At 74.5% G+C, this 17,447-nt stretch carries 14 protein-coding genes; 4 read left to right on the top strand and 10 right to left on the bottom strand.

Features of this window, described 5'->3' with window-relative positions; genetic code table 11:
- Window positions 1-243 precede the first annotated feature (243 nt).
- Window positions 244-1,044: a transcriptional repressor LexA gene (lexA, locus tag IE106_RS07770; protein ID WP_189531305.1), complete on the top strand. Its 801-nt coding sequence runs from the start codon at window positions 244-246 to the stop codon at window positions 1,042-1,044.
- A gap of 64 nt (window positions 1,045-1,108) precedes the next feature.
- Here the strand turns inward: lexA and IE106_RS07765 are convergent, their stop codons facing one another.
- Together IE106_RS07765 and IE106_RS07760 are read right to left on the bottom strand one after the other, a co-directional pair.
- Complete coding sequence (locus IE106_RS07765) at window positions 1,109-3,091, bottom strand: ATP-dependent DNA helicase (RefSeq protein ID WP_189531303.1); 1,983 nt, start codon at window positions 3,089-3,091, stop codon at window positions 1,109-1,111.
- Window positions 3,092-3,262: 171 nt separating this feature from the next.
- Window positions 3,263-4,582, bottom strand: coding sequence for an aminotransferase class III-fold pyridoxal phosphate-dependent enzyme (locus IE106_RS07760; RefSeq protein ID WP_189531301.1), 1,320 nt, complete (start codon window positions 4,580-4,582; stop codon window positions 3,263-3,265).
- A gap of 320 nt (window positions 4,583-4,902) precedes the next feature.
- On the opposite strand from IE106_RS07760, the gene IE106_RS07755 reads away from it, so the two are divergent.
- Window positions 4,903-6,081 carry a trypsin-like serine peptidase gene (locus tag IE106_RS07755; protein WP_189531299.1) on the top strand — a complete coding sequence of 393 codons (1,179 nt, stop codon included), beginning with the start codon at window positions 4,903-4,905 and terminating at the stop codon, window positions 6,079-6,081.
- A gap of 68 nt (window positions 6,082-6,149) precedes the next feature.
- Here IE106_RS07755 and hflX read toward each other — a convergent pair whose 3' ends face one another.
- From hflX to miaA, 6 genes are all read right to left on the bottom strand, one after another.
- Window positions 6,150-7,643, bottom strand: coding sequence for a GTPase HflX (gene hflX / locus IE106_RS07750; RefSeq protein ID WP_189531297.1), 1,494 nt, complete (start codon window positions 7,641-7,643; stop codon window positions 6,150-6,152).
- A 136-nt stretch (window positions 7,644-7,779) separates the two neighbouring features.
- Window positions 7,780-9,240: a M1 family metallopeptidase gene (locus tag IE106_RS07745; RefSeq protein ID WP_189531295.1), complete on the bottom strand. Its 1,461-nt coding sequence runs from the start codon at window positions 9,238-9,240 to the stop codon at window positions 7,780-7,782.
- A 177-nt stretch (window positions 9,241-9,417) separates the two neighbouring features.
- Window positions 9,418-11,508 (bottom strand): RelA/SpoT family protein, encoded by a 2,091-nt coding sequence (locus tag IE106_RS07740; RefSeq protein ID WP_189531293.1) that lies wholly within the window; start codon window positions 11,506-11,508, stop codon window positions 9,418-9,420.
- A gap of 179 nt (window positions 11,509-11,687) precedes the next feature.
- A complete protein-coding gene (gene dapF, locus IE106_RS07735; protein ID WP_189531291.1) occupies window positions 11,688-12,560 on the bottom strand; it encodes a diaminopimelate epimerase in 873 nt (290 codons plus the stop codon).
- A gap of 72 nt (window positions 12,561-12,632) precedes the next feature.
- The gene (locus IE106_RS07730; RefSeq protein WP_189532193.1) at window positions 12,633-13,103 is read right to left on the bottom strand and encodes a hypothetical protein; all 471 of its coding nucleotides are present in this window, start codon (window positions 13,101-13,103) and stop codon (window positions 12,633-12,635) included.
- Window positions 13,104-13,209: 106 nt separating this feature from the next.
- The gene (gene miaA / locus IE106_RS07725) at window positions 13,210-14,148 is read right to left on the bottom strand and encodes a tRNA (adenosine(37)-N6)-dimethylallyltransferase MiaA (protein ID WP_189531289.1); all 939 of its coding nucleotides are present in this window, start codon (window positions 14,146-14,148) and stop codon (window positions 13,210-13,212) included.
- Between the two features lie 181 nt (window positions 14,149-14,329).
- Between miaA and IE106_RS07720 the strand changes: the two genes are divergently transcribed.
- Both IE106_RS07720 and IE106_RS07715 read left to right on the top strand, forming a co-directional pair.
- Entirely contained in the window at window positions 14,330-14,620 is a 291-nt protein-coding gene (locus tag IE106_RS07720; protein ID WP_189531288.1) for a hypothetical protein, read from the top strand.
- Window positions 14,621-14,689: 69 nt separating this feature from the next.
- Entirely contained in the window at window positions 14,690-14,947 is a 258-nt protein-coding gene (locus tag IE106_RS07715; RefSeq protein ID WP_189531286.1) for an antitoxin, read from the top strand.
- Window positions 14,948-15,008: 61 nt separating this feature from the next.
- Here IE106_RS07715 and IE106_RS07710 read toward each other — a convergent pair whose 3' ends face one another.
- Both IE106_RS07710 and miaB read right to left on the bottom strand, forming a co-directional pair.
- On the bottom strand, window positions 15,009-15,737 hold the full coding sequence (locus IE106_RS07710; protein WP_189531283.1) for a class III extradiol dioxygenase subunit B-like domain-containing protein: 729 nt from the start codon (window positions 15,735-15,737) through the stop codon (window positions 15,009-15,011).
- A 74-nt stretch (window positions 15,738-15,811) separates the two neighbouring features.
- On the bottom strand, window positions 15,812-17,326 hold the full coding sequence (gene miaB, locus IE106_RS07705) for a tRNA (N6-isopentenyl adenosine(37)-C2)-methylthiotransferase MiaB (protein ID WP_189531281.1): 1,515 nt from the start codon (window positions 17,324-17,326) through the stop codon (window positions 15,812-15,814).
- Window positions 17,327-17,447 lie beyond the last annotated feature (121 nt).

Here is a 17,447-nt window from a genome sequence, read left to right as displayed (position 1 = left end):
GGGGGCGCGAGACTCCTTCCGGGTCCTCGGCGCGCCGCGCGGAGAGGGGCGGACACCACCGGAGCGGCGGCGGGCGATAGCGTGATAAATCGAATTGCCTCGGTGGCGAAAGGTCGCACATACACCCAGGCACACGCACAGGTAAGTCATTCCGCGTTTTTTCACTCGAACGTGTGTTTGGCGCAACCTTTCGAAAGCAACTACCGTTGTGCCAGCCAGGGAGACCATTCGAGAGGGGCCGACGTGACCACCACCGCAGACAGTGCCACCATCACCGCCCAGGACCGCTCCCAGGGCCGATTCGAGCCGGTACACGCCATGACCGCGAAGAGCGCGAACGAGGCGGGCACGGCCTCCGAGCCCGCCAAGCCCGCACGCTCGCTCCCCGGCCGACCTCCCGGCATCCGGGCCGACAGCTCCGGCCTCACGGATCGGCAGCGGAGGGTCATCGAGGTCATCCGTGACTCCGTGCAGCGTCGCGGGTACCCTCCGTCGATGCGGGAGATCGGCCAGGCGGTCGGCCTGTCCAGCACGTCCTCGGTGGCGCACCAGCTGATGGCCCTGGAGCGGAAGGGCTTCCTGCGGCGGGACCCCCACCGGCCGCGCGCGTACGAGGTGCGGGGCTCCGACCAGCCGAGCACGCAGCCCACGGACACCACCGGCAAGCCCGCCGCGTCGTACGTCCCGCTCGTCGGCCGGATCGCCGCCGGCGGGCCGATCCTGGCCGAGGAGTCGGTCGAGGACGTCTTCCCCCTCCCCCGGCAGCTGGTGGGCGACGGTGAGCTGTTCGTCCTGAAGGTCGTGGGGGACTCCATGATCGAGGCCGCGATCTGCGACGGCGACTGGGTCACGGTCCGCCGCCAGCCGGTCGCGGAGAACGGCGACATCGTGGCCGCCATGCTGGACGGCGAGGCCACGGTCAAGCGCTTCAAGCGGGAGGACGGCCACGTCTGGCTGCTCCCGCACAACTCCGCCTACCAGCCCATCCCCGGTGACGAGGCGACCATCCTCGGCAAGGTGGTGGCGGTTCTGCGGCGGGTCTGACCCCCGCCGCCCCTCGACCGGGCCCCGGAACCCCTGCGCCGGTTCCGGGGCCCTGCCGTATCCGCTACACCGCGGCCTTCGCCGCCTGGTCCCTGGCCGCCTGGTCGATGGCCGCCAGGGAGCGGCGGACCTGGTTGCGGTCCGTCGTGTACCAGAAGTCCGGCATCGAGGCGCGCAGGAAGCTTCCGTACCGGGCGTTCGCCAGGCGCGGGTCCAGGACCGCCACCACGCCGCGGTCGCCCGTCGCCCTCACCAGGCGGCCCGCGCCCTGCGCCATGAGCAGCGCCGCGTGGGTCGCGGCGACGGCCATGAAGCCGTTGCCGCCCGCCTCCTCCACGGCCTTCTGGCGGGCGCTCATCAGCGGGTCGTCCGGACGCGGGAACGGGATGCGGTCCATGACCACCAGCTGGCAGTTCGGCCCCGGCACGTCGACGCCCTGCCACAGGGAGAGCGTCCCGAACAGGCAGGTCTCCGCATCGCCCGCGAACGCCTTGATCAGCTCGCCCAGCGTGTTCTCGCCCTGCAGCAGCACGGGCTTGTCCAGGCGGCCCCGCAGCTCCTCGGCGGCGGCCTGCGCGGCCCGCATGGAGGAGAACAGGCCCAGCGTCCGGCCGCCGGCGGCCTCGATCAGTTCCGCCAGCTCGTCCATCATGTCCGTCCGGCTGCCCTCCCGCCCGGGCGTCGCCAGGTGGCGGGCCACGTAGAGGATGCCCTGCCTGGGGTAGTCGAACGGCGACCCGACGTCGATGCCCTTCCACACCGGGAGGTCCTCGCCCTCGACGCCCTCGGCGGCGAGCCCCAGCGAGGCCCCCACGCCGTTGAAGTCCCCGCCCAGCTTCAGCGTGGCGGACGTCAGGACGACCGACCGGTCCGTGAACAGCTTGTCGCGCAGCAAACCCGACACGGACAGGGGCGCCACCCGCAGGGACGCCCCGAAGCGGTCGTGCCGCTCGTACCAGACCACGTCGTACTCGGAGCCGTTCGCGATGCGCTCCGCCACCGCGTGGACGTTCTCCACGGAGGCCATGGCCTGCTTGCGGACGGCGTCCTCGTCCTGGACGGACCGGTCCCGCGTGTTGCCCAGCGCCGTGATCACCGCGCGCGCCGCGTCCCGCAGGGCCATCAGCGCGTACGCGAGGTCCTCGGGGACCTCCTGGAGACGGCCGGGCAGGGCCAGCTCCATCAGCTTCTCGAACCCCTCCGCGGCGGTCTGCAGCTGGTCGGCGGCCTTCTCGTCGACGAGCTTGGCCGCCCGCCGCACCGCCCGGTTGACCTGGCCGGGCGTGAGCTCGCCGGTGGCGACACCGGTCACGCGGGACACCAGCTCGTGCGCCTCGTCGACGATCAGCACCTCGTGCTGCGGCAGGACCGGGGCGCCCTCGATGGCGTCGATCGCGAGGAGCGCGTGGTTGGTCACCACGACGTCGGCGAGCTTGGCGCGCTCGCGCGCGGCCTCCGCGAAGCACTCCGCGCCGTACGCGCACTTGCTCGCCCCCAGGCACTCGCGCGACGAGACGGACACCTGCCCCCAGGCGCGGTCGGACACGCCCGGCGTCAGGTCGTCCCGGTCGCCCGTCTCCGTCTCGTCCGACCAGTCCCGCAGGCGCAGCAGGTCCTGCCCGAGCTTGCTGGTCGGGGCGGCCGCCTCGAACGGGTCGAACAGCCCGTCCTCCTCTTCCTGCGGCACGCCCTCGTGGAGGCGGTGCAGGCACAGGTAGTTGGAGCGGCCCTTGAGCATCGCGAACTCCGGGCGGCGGCGCAGCAGCGGGTGCAGCGCCTCGACCGTCCGGGGCAGGTCCCGTTCGACGAGCTGCCGCTGCAGGGCCAGCGTGGCCGTCGCCACGACGACGCGGTCCCCGTGGGCCAGGGCGGGCACCAGGTAGCCGAGGGACTTGCCGGTGCCGGTGCCGGCCTGGACGAGCAGGTGCGTACCGTCGTCGATGGCCTGGGCGACGGCCTCGGCCATGGCGGCCTGGCCTGGCCTTTCCATGCCGCCGACGGCGGCGACGGCGGCATGGAGGAGCTCGGGGAGGGATGGCTTCGTCATAGCCCGTCCACCCTACGGCGCCGCACTGACAGCCGGACCACCGCGCACGGTTTCCCCACTCCCTTCCGGCCACTCCCCCGGCGAAGCCGCCCCGGACAGCGGTCGCCCCTCACCCGTACGGGCGACCCGGGGCGACTCCCGGTCACGCCGGGTTGACGGAACGGCTAACCCTCAGCGGGTGAAGGCCCGTTCGACGGCGGCGAGGGCGTCGGCGAAGCGGTCGAGGACGGCGGCGGCCTGCTCGTCGGTGAGCGTCAGCGGCGGCAGCAGCCGTACGACCCCGGAGTGCGGCCCTCCCGTACCGACGATGAGGCCCCGGTCCAGGCACTCCCGCCGCACGGCTTCCGCGAGGGCCGGGGCGGGCGGGGACGCGCCGCCGGGGCCGGCCGCCGCGTCGGCCAGCTCGACACCGATCACGAGGCCCCGCCCGCGCACGTCACCGACACAGGCGTGCGCGGCGGCCAGCTCCCGGAGCCGTGCCAGGAGCCGGGCCCCGAGGACGGCGGCCCGCTCGGCGAGCCGGTTCTCCCGTACGTACGCGAGGGTCGCCGTCCCGGCGGCCATCGCCGGCCGGTTGCCCCGGAACCCGTCCGCGCGTCCGCCCCGCCCGCCGGGGTCCAGCGCGGAGCGGTGGACGATCACGGACAGCGGCAGGGAGCCCCCGAGGACCCGGGACACGGCCAGCGCGTCCGGGACGACCCCGCTGTGCTCGACCGCCCAGAACGCCCCCGTGCGCCCGAGGCCGGTCAGGGTCTCGTCGGCGATCAGCGGGACGGACCGGGCGGCGGTGCTCTCCCGCACCCGGCGCAGCCAGTCGTCCGGTGCGGGCACCACGCCGCCGCCCCGGACCGGTTCGACGACCACGGCGGCGGGTGGCTCCGCCCGGGTCCCGGGCCCGCCGGGTGGGAGCCCGGTCCGGCGGGCGGCGGCCTCCGCGCCGCCGAACGGGCAGCGGTACGCGTCCGGGTGGGGCGGTCGCGCCACCCGGACGGTGCCGGGCGCGCCCGGGGGGCCGGGTGCCACCGGGTCCCGGTGGGCGTCCGCGGTGAAGGTGAGCACCCCGGTGCGGCCGGTGGCCGCGCGGGCCAGGGCGAGCGCCGCGTCGACCGCGTCCGTACCGGCCGGGTCGCAGAACCGGACGCGGGCCCCGCGCGCGAAGGCGGGCGGCAGGGTGGCGAGCAGCTCGGCGGTGAAGGCGTCCCGGACGGGAGTGGCGAGGTCCAGGGCGTGGAGCGGCGCCCCGGAGTCGACGAACCTCCTGACCGCTTCGAGGACGACCGGGTGGTTGTGGCCGAGGGCGCCCGCGCCGGAGGTGCAGTCGAGGTAGCGGCGCCCGTCCGCCCCCTCGACGGTCACGCCCCGGGCCCGTACGGGGACGACGGGCAGCGGACGGGCGTAGGGGTGGGCGGCGGGTTCGCGGCGGGGCCGGCGGCGCGGGACGCCCCCGGGCCCGGCGGGCGGTGCCGCCGTGGCGGGTTCGGTCACGGCCACGTCTCGGGTCCTCCCGTGGGTAACGGTTGCGTTGTCCATCGGTACGTCGCTCGACCGCCCCGCGTCCGCCACCGGGCGCCGGGGCCGCGCGTCCCGCCCGTACCAACGACGGCGCCTGCGGGAGATCACGGGCATGTCGGGGATCCGCGCGCCGGGGAACCGCCGCCCTGCCGCACGCCGTCCCCAAGGGCACCGGCATAGTGGGGGCCGTGCTCCGGCGCCCTGCGCCGTCCCGGCGACCGCCGGAGTACGAAGTTCCGCGTTCGAGGAGCGCTTCCACGGAGGCGCTCGGTTCACGAAGTCCCAGGGGGATCACTCACATGCGAACGATTCGTCCGTTGCTCGCGTCGACCGCCGTCGCGGCGGCCCTGGCGCTGACCGCCACGGGGTGCGGTCCCGAGGAGGACCCGGCCGCCGCTCCCAGCGCCTCCGCGGTCCAGACCCCCGGCGGGAACGGGAAGATCACCATCCCGGACGATCTGAAGAACCGGCTCAAGGAGCGCGGGATCGACCTGGACAAGTGGCGGAACGGTGAGTGGAGGAACTGGGACAGGGACAAGTGGCTGCGTGAGGCGCAGGACTTCGTCAACCCGATCATCGAGGACCTGTGGGACCCGGACCGCATGCGGGAGGCGGAGGAGCCGGACCGGCCCGTCGAGGAGGGGAACCTCCCCGACGACGGGGGCGTGACGGACCCGACGCCCCAGCGGGTCGAGGCCGAGGAGGTGAAGCCGGAGTACCACGGCAACGCGCCGGAGGCCGGCAAGCTCCTCTTCGACGGCCCCAAGGGCTCGATGGTGTGCTCGGCGACGGTCGTCAAGGACCCCGCGAACCCGGGCAAGTCGAACCTCGTGTGGACGGCGGGGCACTGCGTCCACGCCGGCAAGGACGGCGGCTGGTACCGGAACATCGCGTTCGTCCCGTCGTACAACGACAAGGGCCTGTCGACCGCCGAGCTGGAGAAGGCCTCCCGCAAGGACGTCGCCCCGTACGGCGTGTGGTGGGGCGACTGGGCGCAGACCTCCGAGCAGTGGATCGACCAGGGCGCGCCGGTGGGCGGCCAGGGGGCCCCGTACGACTTCGCGGTCATCCACGTGACGCCGGAGAAGGGCAGCGGCGGCAAGTCGCTGGAGGAGACGGTCGGTTCGGCGCTGCCGGTCGACTTCGGGGCTCCGGCCGCGTCGAAGATCGCGAGCATGGAGGCGACCGGCTACCCGGCGGCGCCGCCGTACGACGGCCAGAAGCTGTTCCAGTGCGAGGACAAGCCGGGCCGGCTGTCCGTGAAGGCCGACCAGCCGACGATGTACCGCATCGGGTGCAGCATGACCGGTGGTTCGTCGGGTGGCGGCTGGGTCGCCACGGGCGCGGACGGCAAGCCGGCGCTGGTGTCGAACACCTCGATCGGGCCGGTCCAGGCGGGCTGGCTCGCCGGGCCCCGGCTCGGTGCGGAGGCGAAGGGCGTGTTCACGGCGGTCAGCGAGAAGTTCGCGGGCCGGTAGGCCGCGCGGCGACGACGAAGCGGGGGTCCCCGGCCGGTGTGCCGGGGACCCCCGCTTCGTCGTGCGCGTCAGGCCGTGACGGCGGTGAACGGGGCGAGCAGCGCGGCGAGCTCGCTGTGCACCCGCGCCTTGAGCAGCGTGCCCTCCGGGGTGTGCTCCTCGGAGATCACCTCGCCCTCGGCGTGCACCCGCGAGACCAGTCCGCCCTGCGTGTACGGCACGAGCGCCTCGACCTCGACCTCCGGGCGGGGCAGCTCGGCGTCGATCAGCGCGAGCAGTTCCGCGATGCCCTGGCCGGTCCGCGCCGAGACGGCGATCGAGTGCTTCTCGACGCGCAGCAGCCGCTGCAGGACGAGCGGGTCGGCCGCGTCCGCCTTGTTGATCACGACGATCTCGGGCACGCCGGTCGCGCCCACGTCGCGGATCACCTCGCGCACGGCGGCCAGCTGCTCCTCCGGCGCCGGGTGCGCGCCGTCCACCACGTGGAGGACCAGGTCGGAGTCGCCGACCTCCTCCATGGTGGAGCGGAACGCCTCGACGAGGTGGTGCGGCAGGTGCCGGACGAAGCCGACGGTGTCGGCCAGGGTGTACAGGCGGCCGCTGGGCGTCTCCGCCCGGCGGACCGTCGGGTCGAGGGTGGCGAACAGCGCGTTCTCCACCAGCACGCCCGCGCCGGTCAGGCGGTTGAGCAGGGACGACTTGCCGGCGTTGGTGTAGCCGGCGATGGCGACCGACGGCACCTTGTTGCGCCGTCGCTCCTGCCGCTTGATGTCGCGGCCCGTCTTCATCTCCGCGATCTCCCGGCGCATCTTCGCCATCTTCTCGCGGATCCGCCGGCGGTCCGTCTCGATCTTGGTCTCACCGGGGCCTCGGGTGGCCATGCCGCCACCGCCGCCGCCGCCCATCTGCCGGGACAGCGACTGACCCCAGCCGCGCAGCCGCGGCAGCATGTACTGCATCTGGGCGAGCGCGACCTGCGCCTTGCCCTCGCGCGACTTGGCGTGCTGGGCGAAGATGTCGAGGATCAGGGCGGTCCGGTCGACCACCTTGACCTTGACGACGTCCTCCAGGTGGATCAGCTGGCCGGGGCTCAGCTCACCGTCGCAGACGACGGTGTCGGCACCGGTCTCCAGCACGATGTCCCGTAGCTCGTCCGCCTTGCCCGAGCCGATGTACGTGGCCGGGTCGGGCTTGTCACGGCGCTGGATGACGCCGTCCAGGACGAGGGCGCCCGCCGTCTCGGCGAGGGCGGCCAGCTCGGCCAGGGAGTTCTCGGCGTCCTGCACGGTCCCCGAGGTCCAGACGCCGACCAGCACGACGCGCTCCAGGCGCAGCTGCCGGTACTCGACCTCGGTGACGTCCTCGAGCTCGGTGGAAAGGCCGGCCACCCGGCGGAGCGCGGCGCGCTCCTGGCGGTCGAACTGGTCGCCGTCCCGCTCTCCGTCGATCTCGTGGCTCCAGGCGACGTCCTCTTCCATCAGGGCATCGGCCCGAAGGCTCTCGGCGCGGTTCGGCTCCGCGGAGCTCAGCTTGTCCTGGGAAGGGGAAGAAGAGGAGGTCATTGGATCCTTACGTCGATGGAAAAGTCGATTCGTCAGGCACAACGCCTGCTCTCCCCGGATGATTCCCGGAAGGGGCCGGGCCACTCCCCGGCGGCGTCCCCGACGTCACGATGGTCGCACGGTGCCGTCCGGCCCGTCACGCGGGTTTTCCGTCCGACGGGGCGCCGCTGCGCCAGTCGGGGTGGCCGGGCATGGGCGGGGTCCTCTCGCCGTGGAGCCATCCGTGCAGGAAGCCGGTGAGGTCGCGGCCCGCGACGGCGGAGGCGAGGCGCACGAAGTCGGTGGTGCCGGCGGTGGCGTGCGCGTGGTCGGTCACCCAGCGCCGCTGGAGCTCGCCGAAGGCGGTGGCGCCGATCTCCTGGCGCAGGGCGTACAGGACGAGGGCGCTGCCGTCGTAGACGACCGGCCGGAAGAGGCTCATCCGGTCGTCCGGCGCGGGCGGGCGGGGCGCGGCCGGCGGGCCGCCCGCGGCGCGCCACCGGTCGGAGGCGGCGTACGCGTCGCGCATGCGGCGCTCCAGGGGGACGCCGCCGGTCTCCTCGGCGTACAGCGCCTCGTACCAGGTGGCGTGGCCCTCGTTGATCCACAGATCGGACCAGGTGCGGGGGGTGACGCTGTTGCCGAACCAGTGGTGGGCCAGCTCGTGGACCATGATCGACTCGACGTGCCATCCGGGCAGGTCGGGGCGGGTGAACAGCCCGCGTTCGAAGAGGGAGAGGGTCTGGGTCTCCAGTTCGAAGCCGGTGGCCGCGTCGGCGACCAGCAGGCCGTACGTCTCGAAGGGGTAGCGGCCGACCTTGTCCTCCATCCACCGCAGGTGGTCGGGGGTCCTCCGCAGCCAGGGCTCCATCAGCTCCCGGTCGGCGGCCGGGACGACGTCGCGCAGGGGCAGGCCGTGCGGGCCGGTGCGGCGGACGACGGCGGACCGGCCGATGGAGACCTGGGCCAGCTCGGTCGCCATGGGCTCGGCGCCGCGGTACGTCCAGGTCGCGGCGGGCCCGGTGGCGGTGTGGGCGACGGACCGGCCGTTGGCGACGGCGACGAGGTCCTTGGGGGCGGTGAGGCGGAAGGTGAAGTGCGCCTTGTCGGCGGGGTGGTCGTTGCAGGGGAAGACGCGGTGGGCGGCGTCGGCCTGGTTGGCCATGGCGAGGCCGTCGGAGGTGCGGACCCAGCCGCTCTTCGCGCCGGCGGCGACCGGGTCGCTGGTGTGGGTGACGGCGATGCTGAGCCGGCTGCCGGCGTCGACGGGCCGCTCGGGGAGGACGACCAGGTCCTCCTGCGTGCCCGCGAAGTCGGCGGGGCGGCCGTCGACGGTCACGGACCTGACGGTGCCGTACGCGAAGTCGAGGTTGATGCGCTCCAGCCGGTCGGTGGCCCGGGCGTCGATCTTCGTGAGGGCGTCCAGGGGCTTGCGGTTGTCGCCGGTGTAGGTGAAGGCGATGTCGTACGCGAGGACGTCGTAGCCGGGGTTGCCGAGGTGCGGGAAGAGGGGGTCGCCGATGCCGAGCGGCTCGGGTGCGGGCACGGCCGCCGCGATGAGCCCCGCGGACGTCGCGGCGAGGAGGACGGCGCGCAGGCGTGGGGAGGTGAGGGACATGGGACCACCGCTACCAGCGCGCCCGGCGCGCCCCGGGGCGGCGCGCTCCCGGCGCACCCGAACGAGCGCCGCGCGCGGGCTCACGGTGGCCCGTCCGGCGGGTGCTGCGGCTAGGGAGTGTCTTCAAAGTAGCGTCGTTCGCCCGTCGCCCGGCAGGCGGGACTTTGAAGACACGACCTAGTGCGCCGAGGCGGGGTGCTGCGCGCGGCTCACGTCGTACACGCCGGGTACGTCGCGCATGGCGCGCATCAGGGCGGGCAGGCCGGTCGCGTCGGGGAGCTGCAGCGTGTACGTGTGGCGGACGCGCTGTTCGCTGGGGGGTTCGACGGTGGCCGAGACGATCGCGGCGCCCGCCGTGGCGATCGCCTCGGTGAGGTCGGCGAGCAGCCGCGGCCGGCCGAACGACTCGGCGACGAGCGTGACGCGGCAGGGTGCGGCGCCGCTCCAGCGCACGGTCACGGGCTGCCGGCCGAGGCTCTCCATCCGGCGCACGGCGGGGCACTCCGCGCGGTGGACGGTGACGGCGCCGCCGCGTACGGCGAACCCGGTGACGGTGTCGGGCGGTACGGGCGTGCAGCAGCCGGCCAGGCGGACGCCCGTGTGCGGCGCGTCGACGACGGCGTTGGCCGTGGGCTGGCGGCCGGTGACGACGGAGGCGGGCGGGCGCGGGTCGGCGGCGGGCGCGTCGGCGTCGTGGGGGTGGGTGGTGAGCCAGTGGTCGATGGCGATGCGCGCGGTGGGGGTGCGGGCGTGCTCCAGCCAGTCGGGGGACGGTCCGGAGCCGGCCTCCTCGGCCAGCAGCGGCTGGACGGTGTCGCCGTCGTGGAGGACGGTGCCGAGGGTGGCGAGCCGGCCGTTGACGCGCGCGCCGACGCAGGCGTGGGCGACCGCGCCGTACTGCTCGTACGCGGCGTCCACGCAGGTGGCGCCGGCGGGGAGGGCGAGCGTGCCCCCGTCGGGCAGGAAGACCGTGATCTCGCCGTCCTGGGCGAGGTCGGCGCGCAGCGAGGTCCAGAACGTGTCGGGGTCGGGTGCGGACTGCTGCCAGTCCAGGAGGCGGGAGAGCCAGCCGGGGCGCGTGGGGTCGACGCGCTCCCCGTCGTCGGCCGCCGCGTCGGGTCCGTCGGCGGGGGCGGCGGCGTAGGGGTTGCCGAGGGCGACGACGCCGGCCTCCGCGACCCTGTGCATCTGGTGGGTGCGGATGAGGACCTCCGCGACGGCGCCGTCGGGCGCGGCGACGGCCGTGTGCAGCGACTGGTACAGGTTGAACTTGGGGGCGGCGATGAAGTCCTTGAACTCGGAGATCACCGGGGTGAAGCAGGTGTGCAGCTCGCCGAGCACGGCGTAGCAGTCGGCGTCCTCCCCGACCAGGACGAGCAGCCGTCCGAAGTCGGTGCCGCGCAGGTCGCCGCGTTTGAGGCTGACCCGGTGCACGGAGACGAAGTGGCGGGGGCGCACGAGGACCTCTGCCTGGATCCCGGCTTCCCGCAGGACGGCGCGCAGGTCGTCGGCGACGGTCTCCAGGGCGTCGCCGGCGGTGGCGTTCTCCGCGATGAGGGCGCGGGTCCGCTCGTACTCGGCGGGGTGGAGGATGGCGAAGACCAGGTCCTCCAGCTCGGTCTTGAGGGCCTGGACGCCGAGCCGCTCCGCGAGGGGGATGAGGACGTCGCGGGTGACCTTCGCGATGCGCGCCTGCTTCTCGGGGCGCATGACGCCGAGGGTGCGCATGTTGTGCAGTCGGTCCGCGAGTTTGATGGACATGACGCGGACGTCGTTGCCGGTGGCGACGAGCATCTTGCGGAACGTCTCGGGTTCGGCGGCGGCGCCGTAGTCGACCTTCTCCAGCTTGGTGACGCCGTCGACGAGGTAGGCGACCTCGTCGCCGAACTGCTCGCGGACCTGGTCGAGCGTCAGCTCGGTGTCCTCGACGGTGTCGTGGAGGAGGGAGGCGGTGAGGGTGGTGGTCTCCGCGCCGAGTTCGGCGAGGATGAGGGTGACGGCGAGGGGATGGGTGATGTACGGCTCGCCGCTCTTGCGGAACTGGCCCCGGTGGGACGACTCCGCCAGTTCGTACGCGCGGCGCAGGACGGCCAGGTCGGCGTCGGGGTGGTGGGCGCGGTGGGCGTCCGCGACGTGGCCGATGGCGTCGGGGATCCGGTCGCGGCCGGCGGGACCGAGCAGCGCGGCGCGGCCGAGTCTGCGCAGGTCGATTCTGGGGCGGCCGCGCCTGCGGCCGGTGGCACTGGGGTTGGTGGCCTCTGCGTTCATGGGGCACCTCCGGCGGCGTCGACCGGCGGTGGGCGGGGACGGCGTGACCGCCCTGCCGGTGCTTGATGCTACCGAGCCCACCACGTGGCGCAGTCCCGCTCTCGCTCAGCGTGAACGGGATCACCCATTCGAGCGAGGTTCGCGCGCCCGCGGTTTCGCTCCGTGACCGCCGCGGGGGCTCAGGCGGCCGTCCCGGAGAGCCAGGCGGGGTCGATGCGGCCTTCGGCGACGATCACGGCGGGTCCGGTCATCTCGATCCGCCCGTCGGGCAGCTCGGTGATCACCAGCGTGCCGCCCAGGACGTCGACGGTGTACGTGACGGGCGTGCCGGTCTCGGCCGGGTCGACGCCGTCGCGGCGGGCCGTGGCGACGGCGACGGCGCACGCGCCCGTACCGCAGGAGCGGGTCTCGGCGGCGCCGCGCTCGTGGACGCGCATCGCGACGTGCCGGGGGCCGCGGTCGGCGACGAACTCGATGTTGACGCCGTCGGGGTAGACGGCGGCCGGGGCGTACGGGGGCTCGGTGTACAGGGTGCCGGCGTGGGCGAGGTCGTCGACGAAGGCGACCGCGTGGGGGTTGCCCATGTTGACGTTGCGCGCGGGCCAGCTGCGGCCGTCGACGGTGACCGTGACGCCGGCCTCCGGGAGGGCGGCGCGGCCCATCGAGACGGTGACGTCGCCGTTCTTCGCGAGGTGGACCTGCTTGACGCCGGCGCGGGTGGCCACGGCGATGTCGCCGGCCGTGACGTGGCCGGCGTGCTCCAGGTAGCGGGCGAAGACGCGGACGCCGTTGCCGCACATCTCGGCGACCGAGCCGTCGGCGTTGCGGTAGTCCATGAACCACTCGGCCTCGCCGGCCAGGTGGCGGGCCTCGGGGTGGGCGGCGCTGCGGACGACGTGCAGCACCCCGTCGCCGCCGATCCCGGCACGGCGGTCGCAGACCCTGGCCACCAGGGCGGCGGGCAGGTCGAGGGCGTTGTCCGGGTCGGGCACGATCACGAAGTCGTTCTCGGTGCCGTGGCCCTTGAGAAAGGCGATGGGTGCGGTGCTCACGCGATCAATCGTACGGGGCCGGTACGGCGGCGGCCGGGGCGTCCGGTCGGTGGACCGCGCCGGCGGGCCGCGTCAGCGGAGGCGGGCAACCCGCCAGACGGCGAGGGCGACCAGCAGGGTGACCCCGGCGGCGTACAGGGCGACCACGCGCCAGTCGGGGCGCTCGCCGGAGCCGCGCGGGGGCAGGCCGGGCCAGGTGTAGCCGACGCGGCGGGCGGCCATCATGCCCCAGCCGGCCGTGCAGCCGCAGAGCAGCAGCCCGAGCATCGCGAGGACGGCGCCGCCGTCGCCCGAGCCGAAGGCCAGGGGGAAGGCGAACATCAGGGAGCCGAGCGCGCCGAGGCCGACGATGGGGGCGAGCTGCCAGATGCGCAGGCGCCGCTGGGGGCGCAGTTCGACCTCGACCTCGTCGGGGGTGATGTCCTGCTCCCCGTCCTCGGTCAGCTCGGGGCCGTCCGGACTGAGCCGCGGCGCGTCCTGCGCCTGCGGGTCTCCTCCGTCCGGCGCCTCCCGCCGTTCTCTGTCGCGAGGGCCGGCCTCCATCGCCACGCGCCCTCCCCACTCGGATCCACTGGTCGATCGATGCTCGATGATGGCACGGCCACGGCCGCCGGAATGACGGGCAGGGCGTCCCGATGCCATCACGTGATCAGGCTGTAACCGCTCGTTCGACGAACGTCAGGGCCCGGCGCGGGAGTTCCCCGCGGTCGGCGGCGGCGCCACTGAGCCACCGGACCCGCGGATCCCGGCGGAACCAGGAGTCCTGACGGCGTGCGAAGCGCTTGGTGGCGCGCACGGTCTCGTCGCGCGCCTCCCGTTCGGTGCACTCCCCGGCGAGCGCGGCGAGGACCTGCTGGTAGCCGAGGGCGCGGGCGGCGGTGCGGCCCTCGCGCAGGCCCCGCTCCTCCAGTGCGCGCACCTCGTCGACCAGTCCGGCCTCCCACATCCGGTCCACGCGCGCGGCGATGCGGGCGTCGAGCTCGGGGCGCTCGACGTCGACGCCGATCTGGATCGTGTCGTAGACCGAGTCGTGGCCCGGGAGGTTGGCGGTGAAGGGCTTGCCGGTGATCTCGATGACCTCCAGGGCCCGCACGACGCGGCGGCCGTTGCCGGGGAGGATGGCGCGGGCGGCGTCGGGGTCGGCCTCGGCGAGCCGGGCGTGCAGGGCGCCCGAGCCGTGCTCCTCCAGCTCCGCCTCCAGGCGGGCGCGGACGGCGGGGTCGGTGCCGGGGAACTCCAGGGCGTCGATGGCGCCGCGCACGTACAGCCCGGAGCCGCCGACGAGGACGGGCGTGCGGCCCTCGGCGAGCAGCCGGTCGATCTCCGCGCGGGCCAGGCGCTGGTACTCGGCGACGCTGGCGGTCTCGGTGACGTCCCAGACGTCGAGGAGGTGGTGGGTGATCCCGCCGCGCTCCTCGGGGGTCAACTTGGCGGTGCCGATGTCCATCCCTCGGTACAGCTGCATGGAGTCGGCGTTGACGACCTCGCCGCCGAGCTCCCGCGCCAGATGGACGCCCAGATCGGACTTTCCGGCTGCGGTGGGGCCGACGACGGCGATGACGCGGGGGGCGGGGACTGTGCTGCTCACCGCCCCAGTCTCGCAAACGTCGGGCCGGTCCCCGAACGAGTTACGTGACGGGGCCCGATCGGCGTCGTTGCCAGTTGCGAGGTTCCGACCGCCGGTTCACGGACCGGCCCCGCCGGGCGACGCAATGGGGCGCTCCGGACAGCGCGGGATTTCGCCCACACGAGTACGCTTTGGAGTTGATATGGGCGTTTTTGCATGGTTTCGCCGAAAGGGTGAGAAGGGCGAACGGACCGCCGAAGCCGCCACCGACGCGGCGGCGGGCACCGCGCCGACGGCCGCCCCGGAGGAGCCGGCCGCAGAGGGCGCGGCGGAGGGCGGGACGGAGGCCCCGGAGCGCTCCGGGGAACCGGCCGCGGAGGCGGCCGCCGACGAGGCCGCCCCGGACGAGGCGGCCGAGGGCGTGGAGATCCCGAAGCAGCAGTCGGCCGGGAAGGCGGCGGACAACGAGGCGGGGGAAGGCGCCCGCACGTAGGCACGGCCGGCGGAGCCGGTCCGTCCGGTCGGTCCGGCGCGGACCGGCCGGTTCGAGGGAGGAGGGGCCATGAGCTTCCTGGACACGTTGAAGACCAAGCTCGCCCCGGCCAGGGGAAAGGTCTCGGACCTCGCCCAGCAGCACGGCGACAGGATCGACCACGGCATCGAGAAGGCCGCCCGGATGGTCGACCAGCGGACCAAGGGCAAGTACACCGACAAGATCGAGACCGGCACGGTCAAGGCCCGGCACGCCGTGGACCGGCTCGCCCACCGGGACGACGGGAGCGGTGCCCCGCCGGCGCCGCCGGCACCACCGCCGGCATGACCCGGCACGGCACGGCGGGCGGCCGCGGGGCACGGGGCCCCGCGGCCGCCCGCCGCCGTGTTCAGGACCAGACGGCGACCAGGTAGCCGACGCCGTACGGGGCGTCCTCGTAAAGCAGCCGGCCCGCCGGCGACGCGGAGTGCGCGGCCCCCGCGAGGACCTGCCACGGGGCGCGGCCCGCCGCCTTCAGCTCGTGGGCGAGGCCGGCGTCCAGCGCCGCCAGGGCGGTCGTGTCGGCGGTGCCGAGGGCGCGGGCGGCGCGCTCGTCGAAGCCGGCGGCGCGCTCGTCGAGGTACCCGGGCGCCTTGACGGTGCGGCAGGCGCTGCCGTCGCCCATCACCAGCAGGGCGACCCGCGGGGCCCGCGCGGCGAGCTCCCGGCCGACCTCCGAGCAGCGCTCGGGCGCCAGCCGCTCGGCGACGCCGACGCCCTCCACGGGCGCGTCCGCCCAGTCGGCGCGCTGGAGCAGCCAGGCGGCCACGGCCAGCGACGGCGGCAGGGCGCGGGCCGCGGCGCCGTCCTCCGCCCCGCCGGCGCCGAGCCGTACGTCGAGGTCCACGCCGAACCCGTGGAAACCGCCCGCGGCGCCCTCCGGGTACGTGAGGGTGCCGCCCGCGCCGGGATCGGCCTCGGGGCCGACGACCACGAGCCGGTCGGGGCGCGCGGCGGCCAGCACGCCGAGCGCGTCGAGGCAGGCCGCGCGCGCGTCGTCCAGCTCGGGCGCGGCACCGGCGGCGACGGCGGGGACGAGGAGCGGCGGGCAGGGGCAGACGGCTGCGGCGACAAGCATGATCCGCAGCGTAACGCGGGACCGGCCGCCGGGCCCGGGACGGGGCGTCCCTCCCGGCCCCGGCGGCCGTGGGCTCAGACGACCGCGCAGCCGTCCGCGGCCGGGGGCAGCGGGGCGGGAGCGCCGATCCCGGGCAGGCCGAGCATGACGCCCGCCGGCTTGGGCGCCCGGATGGTGGTGCGCCGCTCCCAGGCGTCTCCCGCGCGCGTACGGCGGACCGCGGTGACGGGGCCCTCCGCGAGCAGGTGGTGCGGAGCCGCGTACGTGATCTCGACGGTCACCACGTCACCCGGGCGCACGTCCTCGTCCGGCCTGGTGAAGTGGACGAGGCGGTTGTCGGGGGCGCGGCCGGAGAGGCGGCGGGTGGCGTCGTCCTTGCGGCCCTCGCCCTCCGCGACCATGACCTCCAGGGTGCGGCCGACCTGCTTCTTGTTCTCCTCCCAGGAGATCTCCTCCTGGAGGGCGACCAGCCGCTCGTAGCGGGCCTGCACGACCTCCTTGGGGACCTGGCCCTCCATCTCGGCCGCGGGCGTGCCGGGGCGCTTGGAGTACTGGAAGGTGAACGCCTGGGCGAAGCGGGCCTCGCGGACGGTGTGCAGCGTCTGCTCGAAGTCCTCCTCGGTCTCGCCGGGGAAGCCCACGATGATGTCGGTGGAGATCGCGGCGTGCGGGATGGCGGCGCGGACCTTGTGGATGATGCCGAGGAAGCGCTCCTGGCGGTACGAGCGGCGCATCGCCTTCAGCACGGTGTCGGAGCCGGACTGCAGCGGCATGTGCAGCTGCGGCATCACGTTCGGCGTCTCGGCCATCGCCGCGATGACGTCGTCGGTGAAGTCGCGGGGGTGCGGCGAGGTGAAGCGGACGCGCTCCAGGCCCTCGATCTTCCCGCAGGCGCGCAGGAGCTTGCCGAACGCCTCGCGGTCGCCGATGTCGGAGCCGTACGCGTTGACGTTCTGGCCGAGGAGGGTGATCTCGCAGACGCCCTCGGCGACGAGCGCCTCGATCTCGGCGAGGATGTCGCCGGGGCGGCGGTCCTTCTCCTTGCCCCGGAGCGCCGGGACGATGCAGAAGGTGCAGGTGTTGTTGCAGCCGACGGAGATCGAGACCCACGCGGCGTACGCGGACTCGCGGCGGGTCGGGAGCGTGGAGGGGAACGCCTCCAGCGACTCGGCGATCTCGACCTGCGCCTCCTCCTGGACGCGGGCGCGCTCCAGCAGGACGGGCAGCTTGCCGATGTTGTGGGTGCCGAAGACGACGTCGACCCACGGCGCCTTCTTCACGATCGTGTCGCGGTCCTTCTGGGCGAGGCAACCGCCGACCGCGATCTGCATGCCGGGCCTGCGGGCCTTCGCCGGGGCGAGGCGGCCGAGGTTGCCGTAGAGCTTGTTGTCGGCGTTCTCGCGCACCGCGCACGTGTTGAAGACCACGACGTCGGCCTCGTCGGCGCCCTCGGGGGCGCGTACGTATCCGGCGTCCTCCAGCAGGCCGGAGAGACGCTCGGAGTCGTGGACGTTCATCTGGCACCCGTAGGTGCGAACTGCATAGGTACGCGTGACGTCCACTGTCTGGCTCCGGTCGCTGCTGGTCATGGGACAAGGGTAGGCGGTGCCGGAGGCGCCCCGGCCCCGGACCGCGAACCCCGCCCTCCCGGGCGGCCGGCCCCCGGGCGGCGGCGAGGCGCGCGGCTTCCCTCGGCGGGGGCGGACTGGC

This window comes from Streptomyces roseolilacinus (assembly GCF_014649335.1).
Taxonomy (GTDB): Bacteria; Actinomycetota; Actinomycetes; order Streptomycetales; family Streptomycetaceae; genus Streptomyces; species Streptomyces roseolilacinus.
Note: the sequence above shows the minus strand (reverse complement) of the source record. Positions and strands in the feature narration are given on the sequence as shown.